The organism is Anaerococcus sp. AGMB09787, assembly GCF_022808955.1.
GTDB lineage: Bacteria > Bacillota > Clostridia > Tissierellales > Peptoniphilaceae > Anaerococcus.
Map to the genome: position 1 here is coordinate 1 of NZ_JAKZEY010000050.1, position 23,855 is coordinate 23,855.

General features: G+C 36.4%; 22 protein-coding genes and 1 other annotated feature. Of the genes, 5 read left to right on the forward strand and 17 right to left on the reverse strand.

From position 1 onward, the window contains the following. Positions 1 to 23: 23 nt before the first annotated feature. Positions 24 to 252 (reverse strand) — a binding site (T-box leader). Between the two features lie 114 nt (positions 253 to 366). From MUN42_RS08290 to MUN42_RS08325, 8 genes are all read right to left on the reverse strand, one after another. Next, entirely contained in the window at positions 367 to 2,331 is a 1,965-nt protein-coding gene (locus tag MUN42_RS08290; RefSeq protein ID WP_243344270.1) for a sodium-translocating pyrophosphatase, read from the reverse strand. Positions 2,332 to 2,404: 73 nt separating this feature from the next. After that, complete coding sequence (locus MUN42_RS08295; RefSeq protein WP_243344271.1) at positions 2,405 to 2,878, reverse strand: small multi-drug export protein; 474 nt, start codon at positions 2,876 to 2,878, stop codon at positions 2,405 to 2,407. A 104-nt stretch (positions 2,879 to 2,982) separates the two neighbouring features. Then, positions 2,983 to 3,210 carry a 30S ribosomal protein S18 gene (gene rpsR / locus MUN42_RS08300; RefSeq protein WP_243344272.1) on the reverse strand — a complete coding sequence of 76 codons (228 nt, stop codon included), beginning with the start codon at positions 3,208 to 3,210 and terminating at the stop codon, positions 2,983 to 2,985. Positions 3,211 to 3,227: 17 nt separating this feature from the next. After that, a complete protein-coding gene (locus MUN42_RS08305) occupies positions 3,228 to 3,752 on the reverse strand; it encodes a single-stranded DNA-binding protein (RefSeq protein WP_243344273.1) in 525 nt (174 codons plus the stop codon). 3 nt (positions 3,753 to 3,755) lie between these two features. Then, positions 3,756 to 4,040, reverse strand: coding sequence for a 30S ribosomal protein S6 (gene rpsF / locus MUN42_RS08310; RefSeq protein WP_243344274.1), 285 nt, complete (start codon positions 4,038 to 4,040; stop codon positions 3,756 to 3,758). A 91-nt stretch (positions 4,041 to 4,131) separates the two neighbouring features. Further along, the gene (locus MUN42_RS08315) at positions 4,132 to 5,076 is read right to left on the reverse strand and encodes a P1 family peptidase (protein WP_243344275.1); all 945 of its coding nucleotides are present in this window, start codon (positions 5,074 to 5,076) and stop codon (positions 4,132 to 4,134) included. Next, positions 5,066 to 5,755 (reverse strand): hydrolase, encoded by a 690-nt coding sequence (locus MUN42_RS08320; RefSeq protein WP_243344276.1) that lies wholly within the window; start codon positions 5,753 to 5,755, stop codon positions 5,066 to 5,068. Before MUN42_RS08320 ends, MUN42_RS08315 begins: the two co-directional genes overlap by 11 nt. A gap of 2 nt (positions 5,756 to 5,757) precedes the next feature. Then, a complete protein-coding gene (locus MUN42_RS08325; RefSeq protein ID WP_243344277.1) occupies positions 5,758 to 6,918 on the reverse strand; it encodes a nucleotide sugar dehydrogenase in 1,161 nt (386 codons plus the stop codon). A gap of 726 nt (positions 6,919 to 7,644) precedes the next feature. Here MUN42_RS08325 and MUN42_RS08330 point away from each other — a divergent pair. Continuing rightward, positions 7,645 to 8,970 carry an alanine/glycine:cation symporter family protein gene (locus MUN42_RS08330; RefSeq protein ID WP_243344278.1) on the forward strand — a complete coding sequence of 442 codons (1,326 nt, stop codon included), beginning with the start codon at positions 7,645 to 7,647 and terminating at the stop codon, positions 8,968 to 8,970. A 149-nt stretch (positions 8,971 to 9,119) separates the two neighbouring features. On the opposite strand, the gene MUN42_RS08335 is transcribed toward MUN42_RS08330, so the two are convergent. Together MUN42_RS08335 and treP are read right to left on the reverse strand one after the other, a co-directional pair. Beyond that, positions 9,120 to 10,781: an alpha,alpha-phosphotrehalase gene (locus tag MUN42_RS08335; protein WP_243344279.1), complete on the reverse strand. Its 1,662-nt coding sequence runs from the start codon at positions 10,779 to 10,781 to the stop codon at positions 9,120 to 9,122. 8 nt (positions 10,782 to 10,789) lie between these two features. Next, the gene (treP, locus tag MUN42_RS08340) at positions 10,790 to 12,235 is read right to left on the reverse strand and encodes a PTS system trehalose-specific EIIBC component (RefSeq protein WP_243344280.1); all 1,446 of its coding nucleotides are present in this window, start codon (positions 12,233 to 12,235) and stop codon (positions 10,790 to 10,792) included. Positions 12,236 to 12,475: 240 nt separating this feature from the next. Between treP and MUN42_RS08345 the strand changes: the two genes are divergently transcribed. The 3 genes from MUN42_RS08345 (at position 12,476) to MUN42_RS08355 (ending at position 14,390) form a co-directional block, all read left to right on the forward strand. After that, the gene (locus tag MUN42_RS08345; RefSeq protein WP_243344282.1) at positions 12,476 to 13,531 is read left to right on the forward strand and encodes an NCS2 family permease; all 1,056 of its coding nucleotides are present in this window, start codon (positions 12,476 to 12,478) and stop codon (positions 13,529 to 13,531) included. 9 nt (positions 13,532 to 13,540) lie between these two features. Next, complete coding sequence (locus tag MUN42_RS08350; RefSeq protein ID WP_243344284.1) at positions 13,541 to 14,092, forward strand: phosphoribosyltransferase family protein; 552 nt, start codon at positions 13,541 to 13,543, stop codon at positions 14,090 to 14,092. Between the two features lie 115 nt (positions 14,093 to 14,207). Next, on the forward strand, positions 14,208 to 14,390 hold the full coding sequence (locus MUN42_RS08355; protein WP_243344285.1) for a helix-turn-helix domain-containing protein: 183 nt from the start codon (positions 14,208 to 14,210) through the stop codon (positions 14,388 to 14,390). A gap of 721 nt (positions 14,391 to 15,111) precedes the next feature. Here MUN42_RS08355 and MUN42_RS08360 read toward each other — a convergent pair. The 7 genes from MUN42_RS08360 to MUN42_RS08390 all read right to left on the reverse strand — a co-directional run bounded on the left by MUN42_RS08360 (position 15,112) and on the right by MUN42_RS08390 (position 23,134). Then, positions 15,112 to 16,362 (reverse strand): hypothetical protein, encoded by a 1,251-nt coding sequence (locus MUN42_RS08360; protein WP_243344287.1) that lies wholly within the window; start codon positions 16,360 to 16,362, stop codon positions 15,112 to 15,114. A 72-nt stretch (positions 16,363 to 16,434) separates the two neighbouring features. Then, positions 16,435 to 17,631 (reverse strand): elongation factor Tu, encoded by a 1,197-nt coding sequence (tuf, locus tag MUN42_RS08365; protein WP_243344289.1) that lies wholly within the window; start codon positions 17,629 to 17,631, stop codon positions 16,435 to 16,437. A gap of 18 nt (positions 17,632 to 17,649) precedes the next feature. Beyond that, positions 17,650 to 19,722 (reverse strand): elongation factor G, encoded by a 2,073-nt coding sequence (gene fusA / locus MUN42_RS08370; protein WP_243344291.1) that lies wholly within the window; start codon positions 19,720 to 19,722, stop codon positions 17,650 to 17,652. Between the two features lie 14 nt (positions 19,723 to 19,736). Then, positions 19,737 to 20,207 (reverse strand): 30S ribosomal protein S7, encoded by a 471-nt coding sequence (rpsG, locus tag MUN42_RS08375; protein ID WP_243344293.1) that lies wholly within the window; start codon positions 20,205 to 20,207, stop codon positions 19,737 to 19,739. A 115-nt stretch (positions 20,208 to 20,322) separates the two neighbouring features. Beyond that, positions 20,323 to 20,730: a 30S ribosomal protein S12 gene (gene rpsL, locus MUN42_RS08380; RefSeq protein WP_243344295.1), complete on the reverse strand. Its 408-nt coding sequence runs from the start codon at positions 20,728 to 20,730 to the stop codon at positions 20,323 to 20,325. A gap of 207 nt (positions 20,731 to 20,937) precedes the next feature. Then, the gene (locus MUN42_RS08385) at positions 20,938 to 21,774 is read right to left on the reverse strand and encodes a formate/nitrite transporter family protein (protein WP_243344296.1); all 837 of its coding nucleotides are present in this window, start codon (positions 21,772 to 21,774) and stop codon (positions 20,938 to 20,940) included. A 391-nt stretch (positions 21,775 to 22,165) separates the two neighbouring features. Next, on the reverse strand, positions 22,166 to 23,134 hold the full coding sequence (locus MUN42_RS08390; protein WP_243344297.1) for an NAD(P)-dependent oxidoreductase: 969 nt from the start codon (positions 23,132 to 23,134) through the stop codon (positions 22,166 to 22,168). A 165-nt stretch (positions 23,135 to 23,299) separates the two neighbouring features. On the opposite strand from MUN42_RS08390, the gene tpx reads away from it, so the two are divergent. Continuing rightward, positions 23,300 to 23,800 carry a thiol peroxidase gene (tpx, locus tag MUN42_RS08395; protein ID WP_243344298.1) on the forward strand — a complete coding sequence of 167 codons (501 nt, stop codon included), beginning with the start codon at positions 23,300 to 23,302 and terminating at the stop codon, positions 23,798 to 23,800. The last annotated feature ends 55 nt before the right edge of the window (positions 23,801 to 23,855 follow it).

Sequence of the window (23,855 nt, forward strand, 5' to 3'; positions counted from 1 at the left end):
GAATAAAAAGAGCTTTCTCCCTACTAAGGGACGAAAGCTCGTGATACCACCCATATTCATCTATTCCTCACGGAATAGACCTCTTCAAGTACATACATACTCTAACTCTGTAACGGGAGTTCCCGTATAAGTCTCCTTGTATCGACATATATGCTCTAAGATTCTCTTCTGTACCCTTCCCCTTGTCCTCTCACACCAAAACGGACTCGCTTTAAGCTTTCAGATACATACTCTTCTCTTCAACACATTTAACAAACTAATTATTTGATGGTTATATTATATATCCGTTATTCTACTTTGTCAAATTAACTTAATAATTTTAAAAATTAATTTATAGACTAAGAAAATTAACATACTTGTCATAAATTAAATAAACAAGCTTGCACATACAACTGAAACCACAGTCATAAGTTTGATTAGGATATTTAGAGATGGTCCAGATGTATCCTTGAAAGGATCTCCTACAGTATCTCCTACAACTGCTGCCTTGTGGGCATCAGATCCCTTGCCCTCATCTCCATCGAGAGTTTCGATGTACTTCTTGGCATTATCCCATGCTCCACCAGCATTTGACATAAAGATTGCCATCAAGACACCCGTTACCAAAGCTCCTGCCAAAAGTCCACCTAGGGCATAGGCTCCGAGGACCTTACCTACAAGTAATGGAACAACTATAGCAAGCACTCCTGGCACAATCATTTCTCTGAGCGATGCTGTAGTTGAAATATCAATACACCTAGCATAGTCAGGTTCGGCTTCTCCCCTCAAAATCCTATCATCAGACCTAAATTGTCTTCTAACTTCAGCAATCATTTGTGATGCTGCCTTGCCAACTGAATTCATAGTTAGGGCAGTAAAGAGGAATGGAAGCATAGCTCCAATAAACATACCAGCTACAACTTGTGGCTCAAGTATCGAAATTGATCCAAGATTTAGACTTTGGCTATAGGTTACAAAGAGTGATAAGGCAGTTAAAGCTGCACTTCCTATGGCAAAACCCTTACCAATAGCTGCTGTAGTATTTCCAATTGAATCTAGCTCATCAGTTATATCCCTAACCTCACTTGGCAAATAGCTCATCTCTGCTATACCACCTGCATTATCAGTTATAGGGCCATAGGCATCAACTGTAATAGTCGTCGCTGTTGTAGAAAGCATACCCACTGCACTTAGGGCTATACCGAATACTCCATTAGCCCAGTAGGCTATGATTATACCAAGGGCAATAAGGATTATTGGCAAGACTGTAGATAGCATTCCTACTGAAAGGCCTGAGATAATATTTGTAGCAACTCCTGTCTTTGACTCATCAGCTATATTTCTAACATGCCTATACTTATCAGAAGTATAGTACTCTGTCAAAAGTCCTATCAAAATACCAACCACAATTCCAACAATTATAGCAAGGGCTGCATTGAGTTTCTTAAAGTAATAAAAAGATAAAATCAATGATGCTACGAGTACTAGTGCCCCTGACACATAAATTGTAGACATAAGGGACTTTTGAGGATCCTTGTGCTTGCTAGTAAGAAACATAAAGCTTGCAAAAATAGAGGCTAAAATTCCTATAGCAACCAAGAAGAAGGTAAACTTCGTACCAGCATCCCCACTTGCTACAATACCCAGAGTTATAGCTGAAATAATGGCACCAGAATATGATTCAAAAAGGTCAGCACCCATACCAGCCACATCACCTACATTATCGCCTACATTATCAGCTATAACTGCAGGATTTCTAGGATCGTCTTCAGGGATACCTTCCTCAACCTTACCAACCAAATCAGCTCCGAGATCTGCTGCCTTGGTATAGATACCTCCACCAACTCTAGCAAAAAGTGCAACTGATGATGCACCAAGGGAATAGCCCATAATAATGGCTGGGTCTCTAAAAATTAGATATGAAATCATAATTCCCAAAAATCCAAGTCCTGTTACAGCAAAACCCATAACAGATCCACCAGCAAAAGCAAGATTCAAGGCACCACTCGAACCCTTTTCATAGGCCATATTAGTACACCTAGCATTGGCTGCTGTAGACACCCTCATTCCTATAAAGCCTGCAAGCATAGAGAAAATTGATCCCAAAATATAGCAGACCATAATCCTAACATCGAGAAAAATCGCTATTAGGACAGAAACAATAACCACAAAAACCGTAATAAAAATATATTCACGTCTAATAAAAGTCATGGCCCCATCCTTGATATGGGCAGCAATTTCACTCATCCTCTTATTACCTAAGGATACAGGTAATATCTTCTTTGTAATTGTAAATCCCATAAATAAAATCGCAAGGATTGCAACAATTAAAGAAATAATCTCTACTAACATATATACCTCCTGTCTATATATAATATAATATAAAAAATGATTCTTGACAAGGTTTTCTTTTCAATAAAATAAATTAAAATATAATGGAAGAAAAAATTAACATTTGGAAAGAAGCTAGAAGGTTACCGAGGGCAATAGTAACAAAGGCCTTCTTCTTATCCAGATCCAAAAGATCCGCTATGAGAGAACCCATCCAGACACCAGTACCAGGTAGAGGTAGGGCCGTAAAAACAAATAGACCCAGGTACTCGTACTTCCTGATCTTCTCATCCTTCCTATGGGCCTTATCTACAATCTTTCCTACAAACTTCCTTAGAGACTTGGACCTCGCCATAAGAGAAAAAACTTTCTTTATCCAAATTAAAATAAAAATCGCTGGTAGGGTTGACCCTACAAAAGAAATACCATAAGTCTTAAAGACAGATAGCCCCATGACAAAACCTATGGGGATTGCCCCCTTCACCTCAATAAGAGGGAGCATGGAAATCAAAAATAAGGCTATTTCACTTGTAAAATGGTCTTTAATAAATTCAACTAAACCAGTCATAAATACTTCCTTAGCTACTATTATAACCTAGAAATAAATAATAAAAAAGAGCATTTGTATGCCCTTTGATATTGCTTATTGAAAAATTGTCTAATATCTATCTATTAATTTTCTTCGTATGGTAGTAATGCAACTTGTCTAGCTCTTTTAATAGCTCTAGTAATCTCTCTTTGATGTTTTGCATTAAGACCTGTTACTCTTCTAGGTAGAATCTTACCTCTTTCAGTTATAAATCTTTTTAGAGTTTCGATATCTTTATAATCTATAACCTTTGAAGGATCTTTAACAAATGGGTCTACCTTTTTTCTTGGTCTAAATCTTCTTCCTGCCATTTATAATTCCTTTCTTATTAGAATGGAATCCTACCATCGTCTTCTATTTCAGTAAAGTCATCATCGAAAAAGTCATCATCTGCAGAAAATGAATCATTTTGACTATTTGGTCTTTGATTATTTTGAGTTTGTGAATAGGAATTATTATAAATATCTTGGTTGTCATTACTGTGATTATTATAGGATGAATAAGAATTATCTGATCTTGATCCTAAAAACTCAACATTATCAGCGACAACATCTGTTGTATAAACTGTTTTTCCTGTTTCCCTATCTTGGTAAGATCCAGTTTCGATCCTACCTTCTACTGCGCATTGACTTCCTTTTCTTAAATATTTACTAGAATTTTCAGCTTGAGCTCCCCAAACTGTTATTCTAATAAAATCAGCTGTCGGACGATTTTGGGCTTCCATTTCGTTACGTCTTTCCCTACTAAGTCGCTTGTCGACTGCTAGTGTGAATGTACACACCGCTCTTTGTCCTTGAGTATACCTTAAGTCCGGATCTCTAGTAAGTCTTCCTATAAGTGTTACTCTATTCATTGCTTAGTCCTCTTTTCTGATAACCATGTATCTGATTATAAAATCTGAAAGTCTTAGTCTTCTTTCAAATTCTTTGATATGGTCTGGGTTAGCTGTAAAGTCTACGATATAGTAATAACCTTCTTTTAGGTAATTAATTTCGTAAGCTAATTTTCTCTTTCCCCAATCGTCGACGTTAGTTACTTCACCATCTTGACCAATGATTTGTTTAAATCTCTCAAGAAGGTCAGTTCTATCACTGTCAGCCATATCAGCTTTGAAAATCAATACTGCTTCGTAATTATTCATTATTTCACCTCCCTACGGTCTATGACCCCGCTTATTAATACGGAGTAGAGAATTACCCTTATATGTTACTCTCTAAGGGGGAGCTTGTCAACTAATTTTCTTGACTTTGGCTACTATAAATTGCATTGGCTATAGCCCTTGCCATAACCTTTGCTCCGAGGGCCCCTACGAGTGTGATGTCGGCTTCTACCTTGTTGGTTGCTATGGAAAAGATTGTATCTCCATCAAACATGGTATGGACTGGGTTTATAGCTCTGGCGTAGCCATCATGGGTCATTTGGGTGACCTTGGTTAGCCCTGTTTTATCGAAGGTCGCATTGGTTGCGACTATTCCTATGGTAGTGTTTTTTCCTTCGAGGTCAGCGAAGTTTTGGGCAATTTTTTCGATATTATCCATTGTTTTTACCATCTTGCCATCTACCCTTGGGCCTGCTATTTGTTCATTTCTTTCGTTATCGAATATATCCCCAAAGGCATTTACTGCTACCATAGCACTTACTACAAGCTCTCCAAGCTTTATGCTTGCTTGGCCAAGTCCTGACTTTTGGGCGAAATTCATTCCGAAGGCCTTGCCAACTGTCGCTCCACTTCCTGCTCCAATTAGTCCCATTTCTTTGCTGTCATAGCTAGCCTTAGCTAGGGCTTCCCTTCCCATGGCTTCGTCTGGACGGGTTGAGCTATCCTTGTAGGCAAGGTCAAAGAGGACTGCCGAGCTTACTATAGGGACGACTCCGACTCCTACGTCAAGTCCTATCTTTTCTTCTTCTAGGGCCTTCATTACTCCACTTGCAGCTTCAAGTCCATAGGCTGATCCTCCTGCAAGGACTACTGCATTAAGGGAGCTAACTTGGTTGGTTGGGCTTAGGAGGTCTGTTTCACGAGTTCCTGGAGCTGACCCCCTTACTTCTACTGCACCGGTGTTTCCTTCATCGGGAATTATTACTGAGCAACCTGTTCCTGCTTCTAGGTTTTGGGCATGGCCCACCTTGATATTGCCAACATCTGTCAAAAATCCTGGATATAATTTATTCATCATCTCTCCTATTTCTATAAGCATCCATCATACTTGCAAAGACTTCAGAGCTTGAAGGTGGTGTATAGGATATGGCATTGGCACCAGCTTCGATTGTTTCTAAGATATGGTGGTTCTGCTTGCCCCCACTTGCGATTATTGGGAATTCATTGCCGATATTTTTTCTAATCTCCCTTACTAGGTCTGCTGTGTACTTGCCACCTGCCACATTTAGGATCTCAGCCCCTGCTTCAATCTTACCCATATAGTCATTATCAAAGCTACTTACTGTGGCGATAACTGGTATATCTAAGAATTCTGCAATGGATTCTATATCCTTATTGGGCATGGGAGAGTTCACTACTACCCCGTAAGCTCCCATAAGTTCTGCTTCTATGGCTATATATTTTGACCTAAGGCCTTGGGTTGTGCCCCCTCCAACTCCTACAAAGCATGGCACATTTGCCACATCTAGGATGGCGCTAGTGATGGTGTTTTGTGGGGTATAGGGATAGACTGCCATGATTGAGTCAGCGTTTGAATTTCTAATTATGGCGAGGTCTGTCGTAAAGAGAAGGGATTTTATTCTCTTATCAAAAATCTTAATCCCAGATGCCCTATAGATCTCTTCTGGTACCTTTATAAATGATTTTCTAAGCTTGGAATGAACTTCCGGAATATACTTGTTGGTCTTTTTTTCCATAGTTAATCCCTATTAAATACATCTCTTGAATAAACTTTATCTTCTACATCTACTAGATTTTCATCAATCCTATTTGCAACAATTATATCAGCCTTTTTAAATTCATCTAGGTCATTTACTACCCTCATGCCTTCAAAGTTTTCCTTATCTACATTTGGTTCATAGACTATTAGGTCAGATCCCTTGGCTTTGAGGTTCTTAACTACATCAAAGATGGCAGATTTTCTGAAGTTATCAGAGCCTTTTTTCATAACTAGCCTATAGATTCCTATGGTTTTTGGCTCCTTGGTCAAGATCCTGTCAGATACAAAGTCCTTACGGATTTTATTGGCATCTACTACTGCATTAAACATGGCATTTGGCACATCTCTAAAGTTGGAGCTTAGTTGCATGGAATCTTTTGGTAAGCAGTAACCCCCATAGCCAAAAGAAGGGTTGTTGTAGTGGTTACCAATCCTTGGATCTCCACAGACTCCCTTGATTATATCCTTGGAATTAAGTCCCTTTACTTCAGCAAAAGAATCTAGTTCATTAAAGTAAGCCACCCTCATAGCAAGGTAGGTATTGGCAAAGAGCTTGACTGCTTCAGCTTCGCTTGATTCCATGAGGATAATTTCAGGATCATTGAGGGCTTCATGCTTGAAAAGCTCTGCAATTTCCATCCCCCTATCAGATTTTTCTCCAACAATTATACGACTTGGATGGAGGCAGTCATAGAGAGCCCTACCCTCTCTCAAAAATTCTGGTGAGAAGATGATATTATCGCATCCATATTCCTTGTTTTTGCTCTCGGTGTAGCCAATTGGAATAGTAGATTTTATTAAAATAGTAACGTCCTCATTGACTTCCTTGACTTCCTTGATAGCCCCATCTAGGTAGGAGGTATCGAAGTGTTCCTTGACCTCATCATAGTTGGTTGGAAGGGCAAGGATTACTAGGTCGCTATCCTTGTAATGGACCTTAGGAGCCCTTTCAGCTCTCAAATTTAGGTCTTTATTTTCTAAGTATTCTATAATTTCCTTATCTACTAAGGGTGATTTTTTATTATTAATCATGTCGATTTTTCTATCGTCAACGTCTATGCCTATAACTTCATTAGAAAGTCCAAGCAATATCGCGTTTGATAGGCCGACATAACCTAGTCCTACTAGTGTAATTTTCATAATGTCTCCTTAACTTTTATAAAATCACTTTACAGCTTTTAGTATTTTTATCAATTATTGAACTTTACCTTAGTCTCTAACAAATACTACTACTTCGTAGGACCTCATAACTAGAGGGTCGACCATAACCCATTTGTCATAATTGAATAGGACAAATTGGTTTAAATCGTAGGCTGGTTATATACATTTGCTTTGTGGAAGAATTATTTTAGACTTAGGTTAATAATAACTAGGACCTTATCTCCAATAAAATACTTGGTAAAGGCAAGAATACCTTTTTCTCTTTTAAAAATTCTAACTGTCCTCGCTACAATCTTATTTGCTTACTTAAAGGAAATTATTCTTTTATAGAAAGAAAATACCTTAACCATATATTAAACCATGTCAAAGGTCGAATAAAAGCCTGATTTAACTCTTAGTTCTTCCACCTTTTCATAAAATAATCGAAGTTCTCAGAAGGAAGAATGCTCCAATCCTTGCACTTTGGCATTCCTATGAGTAGTTTAGATTAGCATTGGCTTTTGTATATAACCCAAAAGTAGTTTTTAAATCTAAATAATTAATCTATTAAAATAAATTAGTAATTTCTATTAAATTATTTTTTTAATTGAATATTCTTTCTTTGCTTAGTATAATTATATATATTAAATTGTATTTGAGGTATAAGATATGCATTTTATTATGACAATTAACAAATCACTTAACTCCATAGTTTGGGGCTGGCCTATGATAATATTGTTATTGGGAACTGGCATTTTATTATTTATAGCAACAAATGGACTAGTAATTAGAAATTTCAACTATATTTTTAAATCAACTTTCCTTAAGTTATTTAAAAAAGATACTACTGGAAGTGGAGAATTAACTGCTTTTCAAGCTGTTTCTACTGCTCTTGCTGCAACAGTAGGTACTGGAAACATAGTAGGAGTAGCTACTGCGATTTCAATCGGTGGACCAGGAGCTATATTTTGGTTGTGGGTTAGTGCTTTTTTTGGGATGACAACTAAATTTGCAGAAGTTACTTTAGCAATAGCTTATAGAGAAAAAAATCCAGTAACAGGTGCCTATGTTGGTGGTCCTATGTACTATTTAAAAAATGGTGTAAAGTGCAAGGCTCTAGGTTCAGTTTTTGCTATATTTTCTGCCCTAGCAGCTCTTGGAATAGGAAATATGACCCAAGCAAATTCAATTTCTATGACACTTAAAGATAGTTTTGGACTTAGCCCTTACTTAGTTGGATTTGTTCTAATCATACTAACATCTCTTATTATAATACGAGGTATTAATAGCATAGGAAAAGTTACAGAAAAACTGGTACCTTTTATGGCTATTTTTTATATACTAGCTTGCCTTTTTATTATTTTTTCAAATATTAATAAGTTAGGCCCTATTTTAACAAGTATTTTTGCAAATGCTTTTAATCCAAGTGCAGCAGCGGGAGGAATAGCTGGCATTAGTCTTAAATCATCTATGAAAGCTGGTATTTCTAGGGGACTTTTTTCAAATGAAGCAGGACTTGGTTCTGGACCTATTGCACATGCAGCTTCTAAAACTGATCATCCAGTAAGACAAGGACTCTGGGGAGTCTTCGAAGTTTTAGTAGATTCCTTTATAATTTGTAGTTTGACATCTTTTGTTATTCTTATAAGTGACAATTATAAAGAAGGATTAGAGGGAGCAGCAATAACTACTCAATCTTTTAATAGTGGCATACCTTATGGAGCTTATATAGTTAGCATTAGTTTAACATTATTTGCTTTTTCTACAATAATAGGTTGGTATTATTACGGAGAAAAAAGCCTTGAATATCTTTTTGGATCAAAAGGCTCAAAGTTTTATAAATTAATCTATCTTCCTATTATTTTTTTAGGAGCTGTGGGTGGACTAAAAGAAATTTGGTCTATATCTGATACTATGAACGGTCTAATGGCCATACCAAACCTAATTGGTTTAATCGTTTTAACACCTACCTTAAAGCGATTAATTAAAAATTTCTTTGAAGATCCGGATAGGATTCGCCAAATTAATGAATATGAAGATCTCCTTAGATAAAAAGGAGATCTTTCATAGTTAATAAATATTTATAGGTTCTTATAAGAAACCTATACGCTTAATCTCTTGTCGACAGGTTCTTTAACTATATTCCTTAGAAAGCTTTCTGATATAACTAAAATTTATAGTAGTTTTGTAATAACCATGGATTAAAATCTTTTTATGAGGGCAAGGCATTCGTAGGGTCTTAGATTTATTTTTTTATTTATTTCGACTCTTCCGTAGTTACCTAGCAAGTATTCATATTCTTGGTAGGAGTCAACCATGTTTTCTAGATCAACTTCTAAGCTCTTGCCAGTAAAGTTGGAGAAGTTCACTAGGACATTACCCTCATATTCTCTTACAAAGGCAAGGATATTCTCATCATCTTCAAGAATTGGGAAATACAAACCATCTGATATTAGATTTTCTTCCTTCCTATGCTCTATTAGTTTTTTGTAATAATAAAAGATAGAATTTTTATCTGCAAGGGCCTTTTTTACATTAATTTCCTTGTAATTATCATTTACCCTAATCCAAGGAGTCTCCTCACTAAAGCCAGCATTTGAGCTGTCATTCCATTGCATAGGAGTCCTTGAGTTATCCCTAGACTTAAGCTTAATTATCTTTAGGGCATCATCTTCACTCATCCCCTTAGCAAGGAGGGCATCGTAGGCATTGAGGCTCTCGACATCCCTATAATCTCCTATGGAATCATAGTCAGGATCTGTCATACCTATTTCTTCTCCCTGATAAATGAAAGGAGTCCCCCTCATTAGGTGGATGGTTTGAGCTAGCATGGTAGAAGTTTGGTAGTGGTACTTGTCTACATCGCCAAACCTCGTATTTGCCCTAGTCTGGTCATGGTTATTAAAAAATAAGGCGTTCCACCCACTATGCTCTTGCATCTCGCCTTGCCAGTAGTTTAGGGTGCCCTTTAGTTTTTTGAAATCAAAGCTTGCGTCAGTCCATTTTTCTCCGTCCTTATAGTCAACTTTGAGGTGGTGGAAGCTAAAGACCATGGATAATTCACTTCCCTCAGGATTACTATAGAGAGCTGAGTTATGAACATCTGTTGAACTCATCTCCCCTACAGTTATTATATCCTCATCCTTGCCAAAGGTATTTTTATTTAGCTCCTCTATCCATTCATGGACAATCCTGGTATCGGTGTAGAGCTTCTTCTCTTCATCTATATTGCCTGAACTATCCTTAAGGTCCTTGGACTTACCGATGACATTTAGGACATCAAACCTAAAGCCCTTGATACCTTTATCTATCCAATAATTTACTATCTTGTAGACTTCTTTGCGGACATTTTTATTGTGCCAATTCAAATCAGCCTGGGTCTTATCATAAAGGCAGAGGTAATACTTGTCAGTATCACCAAATTTATTCCAGGCTGGACCCCCAAATTTGGAAGTCCAGTTGTTTGGATAAGACCCATCCTTGCCATCTCTTATATAATAGAAATCTTGGTAGTACTCATCTCCATCTAGTGCCTTTTGGAACCACTCATGAGAGGTGGATGTATGGTTTAAGACCATATCAAACATTAGACCAAGCCCCTTTTCATCAAAGGTCTCTATTAACTTATCCAGTTCCTCATCAGTCCCAAACAAGGGATCTACATGGTAGTAGTCGGCTATGTCATAGCCATTATCATTTTGAGGTGATACAAAGAAGGGATTTATCCAAACCATATCAACTCCTAACTTCTTAAAATAATCAGCCTTTTGCCTAATCCCTTCAAGGTCTCCTATACCATTTCCACTAGTATCTTTAAAAGACCTGGGATAGGCTTGATATATAACTTTCTTACCTAAATTCATACAGTCTCCTATGAGAAACTTGGTGTCTTAAATTCAATCTTGTTTTTAAACATAGATCTTTTTTCAAAGATAATGGTCAAGATTATCGGAACAATTATCGCTATTGCCATGGCTATAGCAAAGGTAATATAGGATCCAGACTTGATTGATAGGATGCCTGGTAGTCCTCCAATTCCAATATTATAGGCCATAGTCTTGGTTGATACAGAAAATACTCCTGCTAGGGCTGAGCCTATCATACCTGCTATAAAAGGAAAGCCATATTTGATATTGATACCAAAAAGTGCTGGCTCTGTTACACCCAGGTAGGCTGAAATCGCTGCAGGGATAGAGATTTGTTCTTCTTTAGTGTCTCCCCTATGAAGATAAATTACAGCAATAACTGCACTGGCTTGGGCTATATTGGATAGGGCGATCATTGGCCAAAGGATTGTTCCACCAAAGTCATTAGCTAATTGCAAGTCTATAGCATTGGTCATATGATGGAGACCAGTTATAACAAGTGGTGCATAGAAGAGTCCAAATATACCACCAAAAATCCAACTAAAGGTTGAAGTTAGTCCACTATAAACTAAATTAGAAATCATAGATCCGACCTTCCAGCCTATAGGTCCCAAAATCAAATGAGCCAAGAGTACTGTAGGGACTAGGGAGAACAAAGGTACAAAAATCATTGAAATAGCCTGAGGGATGACCTTTTTGAAGAACCTCTCCAAATAAACAAGCAAAAAACCTGCAAGCATTGCTGGAATTACTTGAGCTTGATAGCCTATCCTTTGTATTTGGAAAAATCCGAAGTCCCATATAGGAATTTCGCCACCATTGGCTACTTCATAGGCATTTAGAAGTAAATTAGGTGAGATAAGGGTAATACCCAAAACTATTCCCAAAATTTGACTTGTACCCATCTTCCTTGTGATAGACCAAGTAATGCCTACTGGTAGGTAGTGGAAAATAGCCTCACATATTAGCCACAAGAAGTCATTAACTCCCCTCCAAAAGACATAAGATTCTACTATGGTTTGTCCACCCAAAAAACCAAACTGAATTCCCTCCAAGATATTTCTAAAACCTAAGAGCAGACCTCCTACAATAATAGCAGGAATTAGTGGTGCAAAAATTTCTGCCAAAACAGAAGATATCCTTTGCAAGACATTTTGATTCTTACTAGCGTCCTTTTTGACTTCATCCTTACTAGCTTCGGTAGCACTAGATATAGCTATGAAATCATTATAGAAATTATCGACATCATTTCCTATGATAACTTGGAACTGTCCTGCCTGAGTAAAAGAACCCTTGACTGAAGGAATATCCTCAATAGCCTCTACATCAGCCTTGGAAGGGTCGTTCAAAACAAAACGCATCCTCGTTACACAGTGAGTTACAGTAGAGATATTGCCATCTCCACCAACATATTCATTGAGCTTTTTAGCATCTTCACTATACTTACCCATAATACCTCCTTTAATTTTAGTATTACATATATACCCATTTATCTAAAATTAGGACTTAATTCGTAGTTATTAGGCTGCTTTCTTGATTTTCATTGTAAAAAAAGTAAACAAGCATATAATATCTTTGCAATTATTTCAAGTATAAGTCACTGGTAAAACAACCTAGCTAGTAAGCTTTTCTTTTACTAAGTAATTTTGATCTAATTGACTAAAATAAAGATTATATTATTAGGAGGATTTATGACTTTAAATGATATCATCGCTGCCCTAGGGGTTGTTATTAATGGTATACCTCAAGCACTTCTAGCCCTTAGTGTCGGTTTTGAAGCCTTTCCAACTTCATTGGGCTTCTTGGTAGGGGTTATCGCTTGTTTATTTTTGCAATCTCCCATACCAATATCCATGCAGGCTGAAACTATAGCCCTAGCTGGTTCTATGGGTAGGGATAAGAGAGAAAGACTATCGATAATCTTTTGGACAGGTATTATCATGGCAATACTAGGCTTAACAGGACTCCTATCCTTTATAGTTGGTATAGCCGGAGATGAAATAATAAATGCTATGATGGCAGGAGTAGGGCTTATCTTGGCAAAGATCGCCATAGATGGAATTAAAATTAACCCACAAATATCTGGAATTTCTACAGGAGTTGCTATAGTTATATACTTCCTATCAGGAAGAAATTTGGTATATACTATAGTGGTTTCAGTTCTTGTTTCTTCAATCTACGCTAATATAAAAAAGATGGACATAGGTAATAAAATAGTAGCCGAAGAGAGAAAGTTTAGGTTAAGAAAGCCTACTATGTCAACTCATATACTTAGAGGGGCCTTGGCCCTATCCTGCTTAACTATAGGAGCAAACATTGCCTTTGGAAATATTACAGCAAGCCTCGGTAATGGAGCTGCAAATGTTGATCATTTAACTATCTATTCTGGTATAGCTGATTCTGTATCAGCCCTCTTTGGTGGAGCACCTGTTGAATCTATAATTTCTGCAACAGGTGCTAGTGATAATCCAGTCAACTCTGGAGTCTTGATGATGGTGATTTTGGGCTTAATAATGTTTTTAGGACTTTTGCCAAAGCTTGGTAAGTATGTCCCAGGCGAATCCATCCATGGTTTCCTTTTTGTACTAGGAGCCTTGGTAACAGTTCCTACCAATGCTGCTGTAGCCTTTAGTGGAGTAAGCCCAGATGCAGCAATTCTTTCTGCCATAACTATGACAGTAACAGCTTCAACAGATCCATTCTTTGGTCTCATGGCAGGAATAATTTTGAAATTTATATTATTTTAAGGAGATATAATGAATACTTATAAGCTAGAACTTGCAGGTCTAAAAAGGGACCTACCTATAATAGATATTTCAGATGACTTATCTATAGCAAGCTTTGTACTCCTAGGTGATACTGAAATGACTGAGAAGGCCGCATCAAAGCTCGATGAATTGATACCAAAAGTCGATGTTTTTATAAGTGCAGAAGCCAAAGGCATCCCCTTGGTTTATGAACTATCTAAGTTAAGAAATATCAAAAGATATGTAGTATGTAGGAAGTCTATTAAAACCTATATGACAGATTCAATTGGAGTTTCTGTCAATTCAATAACTACTAAAGATGAGCAAAATCTTTACTTAAATGGTGACGATATAGAATTAATAAAAGACAAAGATGTTTGTATCTTGGATGATGTAATCTCTACTGGAGAATCTATTAAGGCTATAGAAGAATTAGTTATTAAGGCTGGTGGTAATATTAAGTCAAAAGCTGCCATCCTAGCCGAAGGTGATGCAAGCGAGAGGGATGATATAATATTTTTTGAAAGCTTGCCTATTAATCCAAAAAAAATAAATATATAAAAGGAAATTTTTTTAAGATACTTTGTAGAATTAAATGCGACAGCATATGTAAGAAAAACTCATACTAACTTCGGGTAAAATGGTAATAACCACAAAAACATTCACGGTGGTTAATATGAGTTATAAAAATCTTACCATAAATGATAGATATAAGATAGAAGTATTAAAAAAAGAGGGCTATTCTTCTAGAATAATAGCGAAAATTCTTGAACTTCATCACTCGACTATTTCTAGAGAGTTAAAAAGATCCAATAACACTTTTTCGGCTATAGAAGCAAGCAAAGATAGAGAAACCTAGTATTCACATAAAGGAAGAAAAAGAAAAGTTACAGAAACAATAAAGGATAAAATCATTGAGAAATTGAATTGTAAGTGGTCTCCAGAACAAATTGCCGTTACTGTATTAAAAGGTGTAATTTCCTTTAAAACTATATACAATTGGCTTTATTCAGGACTAATTCAATTTGAAATAAGTAAACTTAGAAGAAAAGGAAAATCAAGAAAAACTAAATAAACTAGAGGTAGCTTTAACCTTGGAACTTCCATAAGAAAGAGACCAATCAAAGTCAAGAAAAAAGTAGAGTTTGGACACTGGCAATTAGATACAGTAGTATCATCTATAGGCAAAATAAAGGATGCTTAGCTACATTCCTTGAGAGAAAAACAAGATTTTATATAGCCTTACCAATGCAAGATATGAGTAAGTGTTCTATGTTTGAAGCTATCTTGCCTTCTATATTTTGGTGCAAATACTATATGATATTTGCAATCGTAGGCTTTATGTGATAAAGTATTTTTATCCATGAATGTCTCCTTTTTTAATTGTGCATGTGATTATCACAATTATACTTTAAGGAGGCTTTCTTGGTGCTTGAAGCTAAAGCTAATTTCCTCCACCTTGACCGCAGGTGATTTTTTTGTTTTGCTCTCTTTCCTTCGCTCAACTCACTTAAGTGAACAGAAAAAACAACCCTAATCCTTGCTTGGAATATGGGTTGTTGGTAGATTTCCTATAAATTTTAATCTTCGTCATCACTTTCGTTCTCCATAGCTTCTTTTACTGTTTCTTCAGCCTTTTCTTTTATTACTTCATTATCGATGATTGAAGAGTCTACTAGTTTTTCTAATTTTTTCTTATCTTTTTTGGTGTAGACTTTGTCATCATCAAGTTTTTTTCTCATGAAGTGGCTGATGGCATATCTTTTTTTCATTTCTACATCTATTGATTCTTTTTCTCTAAAGTAGGCAAAGACTAGGACTATTAGTAATACCATGCCGGTGTAGCCTATAATTGGGTAGAATAACGATACTAGTTGTTTGAAGCCTCCAAAGCTTAGTACAAATCCTACCAGGGTCATTCCTATTAAGAGGATTCTAAATTTCTTTTCATCTCCATTGGAGAATCTCCTAGCTAGAGCATAAAAGAGTGATACTGCTGTATTGAAGATCATTCCAAAGATAACTATTGACATTACAAAGCCTAGAATTCTGTTTATGTTTGTTACTACATAGAGCATTGGTATATCTAGGCTAGCTACTTCTCCTATTCTTAAAAAGAGGGTTAGGGCTATCATAACTCCAAGGATTCCTACTATTAGTCCACCAAATATTCCCCCCTTGAAGGCTTCTTTGGAGTTAAATTCATCTCCACCTAGGACAAAGGCCATGGATACTCCTGTCATGGTGCAAAGACCGAAGTAGTTTATGGTTGATATAATTACATTATCGAAGGTTGATGGTACTTGTAGGGCAATTTGTTCTAGTTGGTCAAAGTTCATCGGGTATCTTATGAAGGTATAGATACTAGCTATCAAGGTAAAGATAATTATAAGCGGTGTGAAGGATCCTATGACCTTGCTTACTTTGTCAAAGTCTAGCATCCCTACACCGATTACAAGAATAGCACAGATTACTGATCCCACCCAGTTTTGGATACCAAAGGCTTGGTTTAGGTTGGATCCTGCTCCCGCTATCATTACAAATCCGATTACGAAGCAAGTAAATATTAATGATAAGTCCAAAAATTTGCTTATGAATTTGTTTGTTATTTCGTCAAATACATCACTATGGTCATTGGCCATGTAGTGGGATCCTAGTTGTAGGATTACTCCTCCTATTAGCATATGTAGGATAGCTACTACTCCAATTCCAATAAGTCCTGGAAGGCCAAGGGATACGAAGTACTGAAGTAGTTCTTGACCAGATGCCAGTCCTGCCCCCGTCAATACTCCTACATAGGCAAGCATTATGGTTATTGTTTTTTTGTTCATTTAGTCTCCATTTTCTATTATTTAAAAAAGCTGACCCAAAGAGTCGGGCCAGCTGATTTTGATTTTTACTTATTACTTAACAACTTTAGTAACAACTCCTGATGCTACTGTTCTTCCACCTTCACGTACTGCGAATCTTAGTCCTTCTTCTAGAGCTATTGGCTTTTGTAGAGTTATCTTGAAGGTTGCGTTGTCTCCTGGCATTACCATTTCTACGCCTTCTTCTAGTTGGATATCTCCTGTTACGTCTGTTGTTCTAAAGAAGAATTGTGGTCTATAGCCTGAGAAGAATGGGGTGTGTCTTCCTCCTTCTTCTTTGCTTAGTACGTATACTTGTCCTTCAAATTCTGTATGTGGGTTTACTGAACCTGGTTTTGCTAGTACTTGTCCTCTTGAAATTTCGTTTCTTTGTACTCCTCTTAGTAGTACTCCTACGTTGTCTCCTGATTCTGCTTGGTCAAGTGATTTGTGGAACATTTCTACTCCAGTTACTACTGCTTGGCTGGTTTTTTCTGTTAGTCCTACGATTTCTACTGAATCGCCTACTTTTAGTGTTCCTCTTTCTACTCTTCCTGTTGCTACTGTTCCTCTTCCTGAGATTGTCATTACGTCTTCTACTGGCATTAGGAATGGTAGGTCGTTGTCTCTTTCTGGAATGTCAAAGTATTCGTCTACTTCATCCATTAGTTGTAGGATCTTATCTGACCATGGGCCTTCTCCACCTTCTTCTAGGGATTTTAGTGCTGATCCTACTACTACTGGACAGTTGTCTCCGTCAAAATCGTATTCGCTTAGTAGGTCTCTGATTTCCATTTCTACTAGTTCAATTAGTTCTGGATCGTCTACTTGGTCTTCTTTGTTTAGGAATACTGCAATTTTTGGAACGCCTACTTGTCTTGCTAGTAGAATGTGTTCTCTTGTTTGTGGCATTGGACCGTCAGCTGCACTTACTACGATGATTGCACCGTCCATTTGTGCTGCACCTGTGATCATGTTTTTAACGTAGTCAGCGTGGCCTGGAGCATCAATGTGGGCGTAGTGTCTTTTTTCTGTTTCGTATTCTACTACTGATGTGTTGATTGTGATTCCACGTTCTCTTTCTTCTGGAGCCTTGTCGATGTGTTCGTAGTCTACGAATTCACCTGTTCCATATTTTTTGTTTAGAGCTTGTGTTATAGCTGCTGTTGTTGTTGTTTTACCGTGGTCTACGTGGCCTATTGTACCAATGTTAATATGTGGTTTGCTTCTGTCAAATGTTTCTTTACTCATTTTTTTCTCCTATATTAATTATTTATCTAATACTTGTTCTTTTACGCTTTCTGGAACTTGTGCGTAGTGGTCAAATTGCATTGAATAGGTTGCTCTACCTTGGGTTTTACTTCTTAGGTCTGTAGCATAGCCGAACATTTCTGATAGTGGAATGAAAGCATTTAGTACGTGAATGCCATCTTTTGGATTCATACCATCGATCTTTCCTCTTCTTGATGAAACATCGCCCATTACATCTCCAAGGTATTCATCCGGTGTTGTGATTTCAACTTTTTCGATAGGTTCAAGTAGGACCGGACCTGCTTTTTCAACAGCGTTTTTGAATCCCATAGATCCAGCTACTTGGAAGGCAACTTCTGATGAGTCGACTTCGTGGTAAGATCCATCGAATAGGACTACGTGGAGGTCTACCATTGGGTATCCACCTAGTATACCACTTTCAGCTGCTTCACGAACACCTGCTTCAACTGGTTTGATGTATTCTTTAGGTACAGCACCGCCGACAATCTTAGATTCGAAGGTAATTCCTTCTCCTTCTTTGTTTGGTGATACTCTTAGGTATACATCACCGTATTGACCTGAACCACCGGATTGTCTTACGAACTTACCTTGTGCTTCAGCTTCCTTAGTGATTGATTCTCTGTAAGCTACTTGTGGGTTACCTATGTTTGCTTCTACCTTAAATTCTCTTAGTAGTCTATCTACGATAACTTCAAGGTGAAGCTCTCCCATTCCTGAGATAATTGTTTGACCTGTCTCTTCATCTGATCTTGTTTGGAAAGTTGGATCTTCTTCAGCAAGTTTTTGAAGTCCTACGATCATCTTATCTTGACTTGCTCTTGTTTTTGGTTCAATAGCAACTGAGATAACTGGATCAGGGAATTCCATGTTTTCAAGGATAATTGGATTATCTTGATCACATAAACTATCACCTGTTGTTGTATCTTTTAGTCCTAGTAGGGCTACGATATCTCCTGAATAACCAACTTCGATTTCTTGTTGCTTATTGGAGTGCATTTGCATAATACGTCCAACTCTTTCTCTCTTGCCCTTGGTTGCATTGTAGATATATGATCCTGATTCGATTGTACCAGAGTAAATTCTAACGTAGATTAGTTTACCTACATAAGGGTCTGTTACAACCTTGAAAGCTAGCGCTGATAGAGGTTCGTCATCTCCAGGATGTCTTTCTAGTACAACACTTTCATCTTTAGGATCTGTACCTTCAATAGCAGGTACGTCTACTGGACTTGGCATATATTCAACAATTGCATCAAGTAGTGCTTGAACACCCTTATTCTTGTATGCTGATCCACATAGGCATGGGAAAATTTTCTTTTCTATAGTTCCCTTTCTGATAGCTTTTTTAATCTCTTCTGGTGTAACTTCTTCACCTTCAAGATATTTCATCATGATATCATCATCTACTTCAGAAAGTTCTTCTAATAGGTTTGCCCTATATTCTTCTGCTTGTTCCTTTAGGTTATCAGGAATTTCTCCTATAACTGGGTGAGCTCCGAGGTCTTCTGTGTTGTAGGTAACTGAGTTCATTTCAACTAGGTCTACTACACCTTCGAATTGTTGTTCAGCTCCTATCGGAATTTCTATAGGAACAGCGTTAGCCTTTAATTTATCTTCGATTGTATCAACAGCCATGAAGAAGTCAGCTCCTGTAGCATCCATCTTGTTAATAAAACAAATTCTAGGAATATCGTACTTATCAGCTTGTCTCCATACTGTTTCTGATTGAGGTTCTACACCGCTTTTTGCATCAAATAATGCAACTGCACCGTCCAATACTCTTAATGATCTTTCAACTTCTACAGTAAAGTCAACGTGACCTGGAGTATCTATGATATTAATTCTATGATCATTCCAATAACAAGTTGTGGCAGCAGAACCGATTGTGATTCCTCTTTCCTTTTCTTGATCCATGGAGTCCATAACAGCTGTACCATCATGGGTATCACCGATTTTATAAATCTTTCCAGTGTAATACAACATTCTTTCTGTAACTGTTGTCTTACCAGCATCTATGTGGGCCATGATACCAATATTTCTGGTATCTTTTAATGAGACTTCTCTTTTCATTAATCCCCCGATTCTTAGTATCTATAGTGTGCGAAAGCTTTGTTTGCTTCTGCAGCTCTGTGCATTTCTTCTTTTCTTTTAACTGCTGCACCAGAATTGTTAGCTGCATCAAGTATTTCTTTAGAAAGTCTTTCAACCATAGTCTTTTCTCCCCTTGCTCTAGCAAAGTTAACTAACCATCTAAGAGCTAAGGTTTGTCTTCTTTCAGGTCTAACTTCCATTGGTACTTGATAGTTTGCACCACCGATTCTTCTAGCTTTTACTTCTAGTGTTGGCATTATGTTTTCAATAGCTTGGTAGAATACTTCTAATGCATCATTGCCTGTTGTTTCAGCTACGGCATCAAAAGCGTCATAAACTATTCTTGTAGCAAGGCCTTTTTTACCATCTAACATTATGTTGTTGATTAGCTTAGTAACAACTCTATCGTTGTACTTAGCATCAGGCATTACCTCTCTTTTTGGTATATGTCCTTTTCTTGACACTTTTCTTCCCTCCTTTACCAATAATGTGTAATATCTTGAGTACTCGATTAACAAATCGTTAGTGTGCACATATACTCTCTATATATTAAGTACATTATGCACTAAATTCTAAGTCTTAAGCCTTCTTTGCTCCATACTTAGATCTACCTTGTTTTCTTCCATCAACACCTGCTGTATCTAGTGTACCTCTGATAATATGGTATCTAACACCAGGAAGGTCTTTTACTCTTCCTCCTCTGATTAATACAACGCTGTGCTCTTGAAGATTGTGTCCAATTCCAGGAATGTAAGATAGTACTTCAGCTCCGTTAGTAAGTCTTACTCTGGCAACCTTTCTTAAAGCTGAGTTAGGCTTTTTAGGTGTTACAGTTCTTACTGATGTACAAACTCCACGTTTTTGTGGTGATTGGTTCTTAGTTATTCTACTTTTTAATGTGTTGTAGTTGTAACCTAAAGCCGGAGTATTTGATTTTGTTACTTCGCTTTTTCTACCCTTTCTAACAAGTTGATTAATTGTAGGCATAATGCACCTCCTTTTCTTTTATAATTAAATAATTGGCAACATCTGCCAATCCTTAAATATTCTACACGTAAATGCTCATTATGTCAAGTAAATACTTATTTTCTAATATAATCTTATGTTTTTATCATAATTTCTTATCCATTTAGTTATAAACCAGTAAAATATTATTATAGGTAGGTATATATGTTTCCTCTAATCGTCTTCATACTAATTTCCTCTTTTCCTATATGCTAGCCAATAAGCTAATCCTACAAATATCGCTCCGCCTATAATATTTCCTATAGTTACAGGCAATAGATTATTAGCAAAAAATCCACCCCAAGTTAAATTACCAAGTGCACTAGCTTCAAGACCACTAGCAGCAACATATTCTGGTATAGACTTTGCAAAAATTCCTGCAGGAACGTAGTACATATTTGCTATGCTATGCTCAAAACCTGAAAGCACAAAAAGCATAACAGGGAAAAATGCAGACAACATCTTTCCTACTTGACTATCTGATCCAAATGACATCCATACACCAAGGCAAACTAACCAGTTACAAAAAACACCAAATATAAGGGCTTCAAAAAAGCCCAAATTAACTTTAGAATTTGCAAGCAAGATTACTCTTGCCCCCAAGGCCATATCTCCTGCCTTCCATTGACCTGACTTTGAAAGTAAAAAAGCAACAAAGATTGAACCAATAAAATTCCCTATGTAAACTAAGCCCCAAGCCCTAAAAAGTTCTTTTATCCTAAGCTTTTTATCAAAAACTGATATTACCATAAGATTATTACCAGTAAAAAGCTCAGCTCCTGCTATTAAAACAAAAATAAGACCAGGTGTAAATGTAAGACCTTGGATTAACTTTCCTATTCCTAAAGTCTTATTATCCGCAAGCAAATTAAAAGATGCATAAGTAGACCCTGCTGCTGCAAAAGCTATAAAAACTCCCGCTATAAAAGAAAGAATCAGTAATTTTTTGCTACTTGCTCTAGCTTTTGTGATATAAACATCACTTATCTTCTCTAGTATCTTGTCGGGACCTAATATATTCTGCATAACTCCTCCTCTATGTATTATATAAGTTCATATATTGTATAAATTTATATATTTGAAATAAGTATAAAACATTTTCCTATTTAGGTCAAGTTTATTTATTTTTTAACATTATTATCTAATTATTAATAAAAATCTATTAGAAAAATAATTATCAACCCTTTCCTTATAGAGAAATTTTATTTATTTTTATAATTATACTTCTATGTTCTATATGTGGTTTTTTGTCATAAGAAAAACTGAGCTCCTACCTGGAGATCTTCAACTTTGAAGATTATTTTCTTAATTATACTAGTATCCTATAATCCTAGATAGGTGGCTAATTCCTATCGGCAATACTTTTTGATACAAAAGAAAAACTAGGGTATAACCTACCCTAGTCTTTGTTTGATAGTTAACCTTTATATTTTACTTCGTCTCCGTTTAGGGCTCTGACTACTTCTTCTGCAGCAGCCTTACTCATTTCAACTCTTGCTTCGTAGGTATCATTTCCTATGTGAGGAGTTAACACCGCCTTGTCCATTTTTATAAGTCTTTCATTCATTTTAGGTTCATTCTCATGAACATCAAGTCCAGCACCAGCTAATTTGCCTTCTTCTAAGTAATCTGCTAGGACTTCTTCATCTAATACATCTCCCCTAGCTGTGTTGATAAGGTAGGCGTCTTCTTTCATTAAAGATAGCTTATCTTTATCTATAAAATGATAGTTTTCATCAGTGTAGTTCATTTGAAGGATAACATAGTCTGCATTTTTTAATCCTTCTTCAAGCTCTACATACTTAGCAGAAGTTTCTTCTTCTGCCTCTTTAAATTCACTTCTATCTTTTATATCGTAATAATTTATATCCATATGGAAGGCTTTTGCCATCTTAGCTATTTCTTGGCCTATATTTCCAAATCCTATGATCAAAAGGTTCTTATAAGAAACTTGGTGTGATCCTAAAAATCCCATTACTTGCCACCCATCAAAGGAATTTTCATTTACCATATCTTGGTTTTTCAAAATATTTCTAGACACGGCAAGCATTAGGCCAATTGCTAACTCAGCTGTAGAAGCGACGGAATCTCTTCCTGGAGTTTTGCTAACTACAATGCCTTTTTCTTCTGCCTTATCTATATCTAAGTTATTTGTACCAGCACCAATATTTGCTATTATTTTCATATTTTCATTAGCTTCGATTACTTTAGAAGTTACTTCTACATTAACTCCTGATATAAGCGCATCTACGTCTTTTACCTTTTCAATTATCTCATCTTCTGATGGTGTAGTTAACTCATCATGCATTGTAAGTTCAATTTCATTATCTTCCAAGATATCTATAGCTTCTTGTGGAAGTTTTACAGCTGAATATACTTTCTTCATTGTTTCCCCTTTCTTTGTATTATCAATGTCTGTTTTATATTGATACCCATTTTTATAAAAAATAACATATTTAAATTATCAAATAATATGAACAAATAATTTTACTAGTTTTTATCAAATTTGGGTATAATAATTCTAGTTAATTTTAAATTAAAGGAGTTATATATGAAAATTACATTTGGCGGAGATGAAGTTACTCTTATTGGAAATCAAGTACAAATAGGAGATGAAGCAAAAAGCTTTAAGGCTACCAAAAATGACCTATCTGATTTTAATTCAGATGATCTTTTGGGAAAAGTTCTTATCTATTCAGTTGCTCCTTCCTTAGATACAGATGTATGTGCTTTCCAAGCTAAAAGATTTAATAAAGAAGCCCTAGATCTTTCTGATGATATAGCTATAGTTCAAATCACAGAAGACCTTCCATTTGCCCAAGCACGTTTCTGTGCAAATGAAGATATTAAAAACCTTCTAACAATATCTGACTACAAAGAAAGAGAATTTGGTGAAAAATACGGATTTTTAATAGATGAGTTGAAACTTTTAGCTAGAGGTATTGTAATAGTAGATAAGGATGGAATAGTCCAATATGTAGAATATGTTCCAGAAGTAACTAACGAAGTTAACTTTGAAAAAGCCTTAGAAGAAGTTAAAAAATTAATTTGATTTAAAAGAGCCTTTGGTATAGCGAAGGCTCTTTTAAAATATTTTACATACTCAC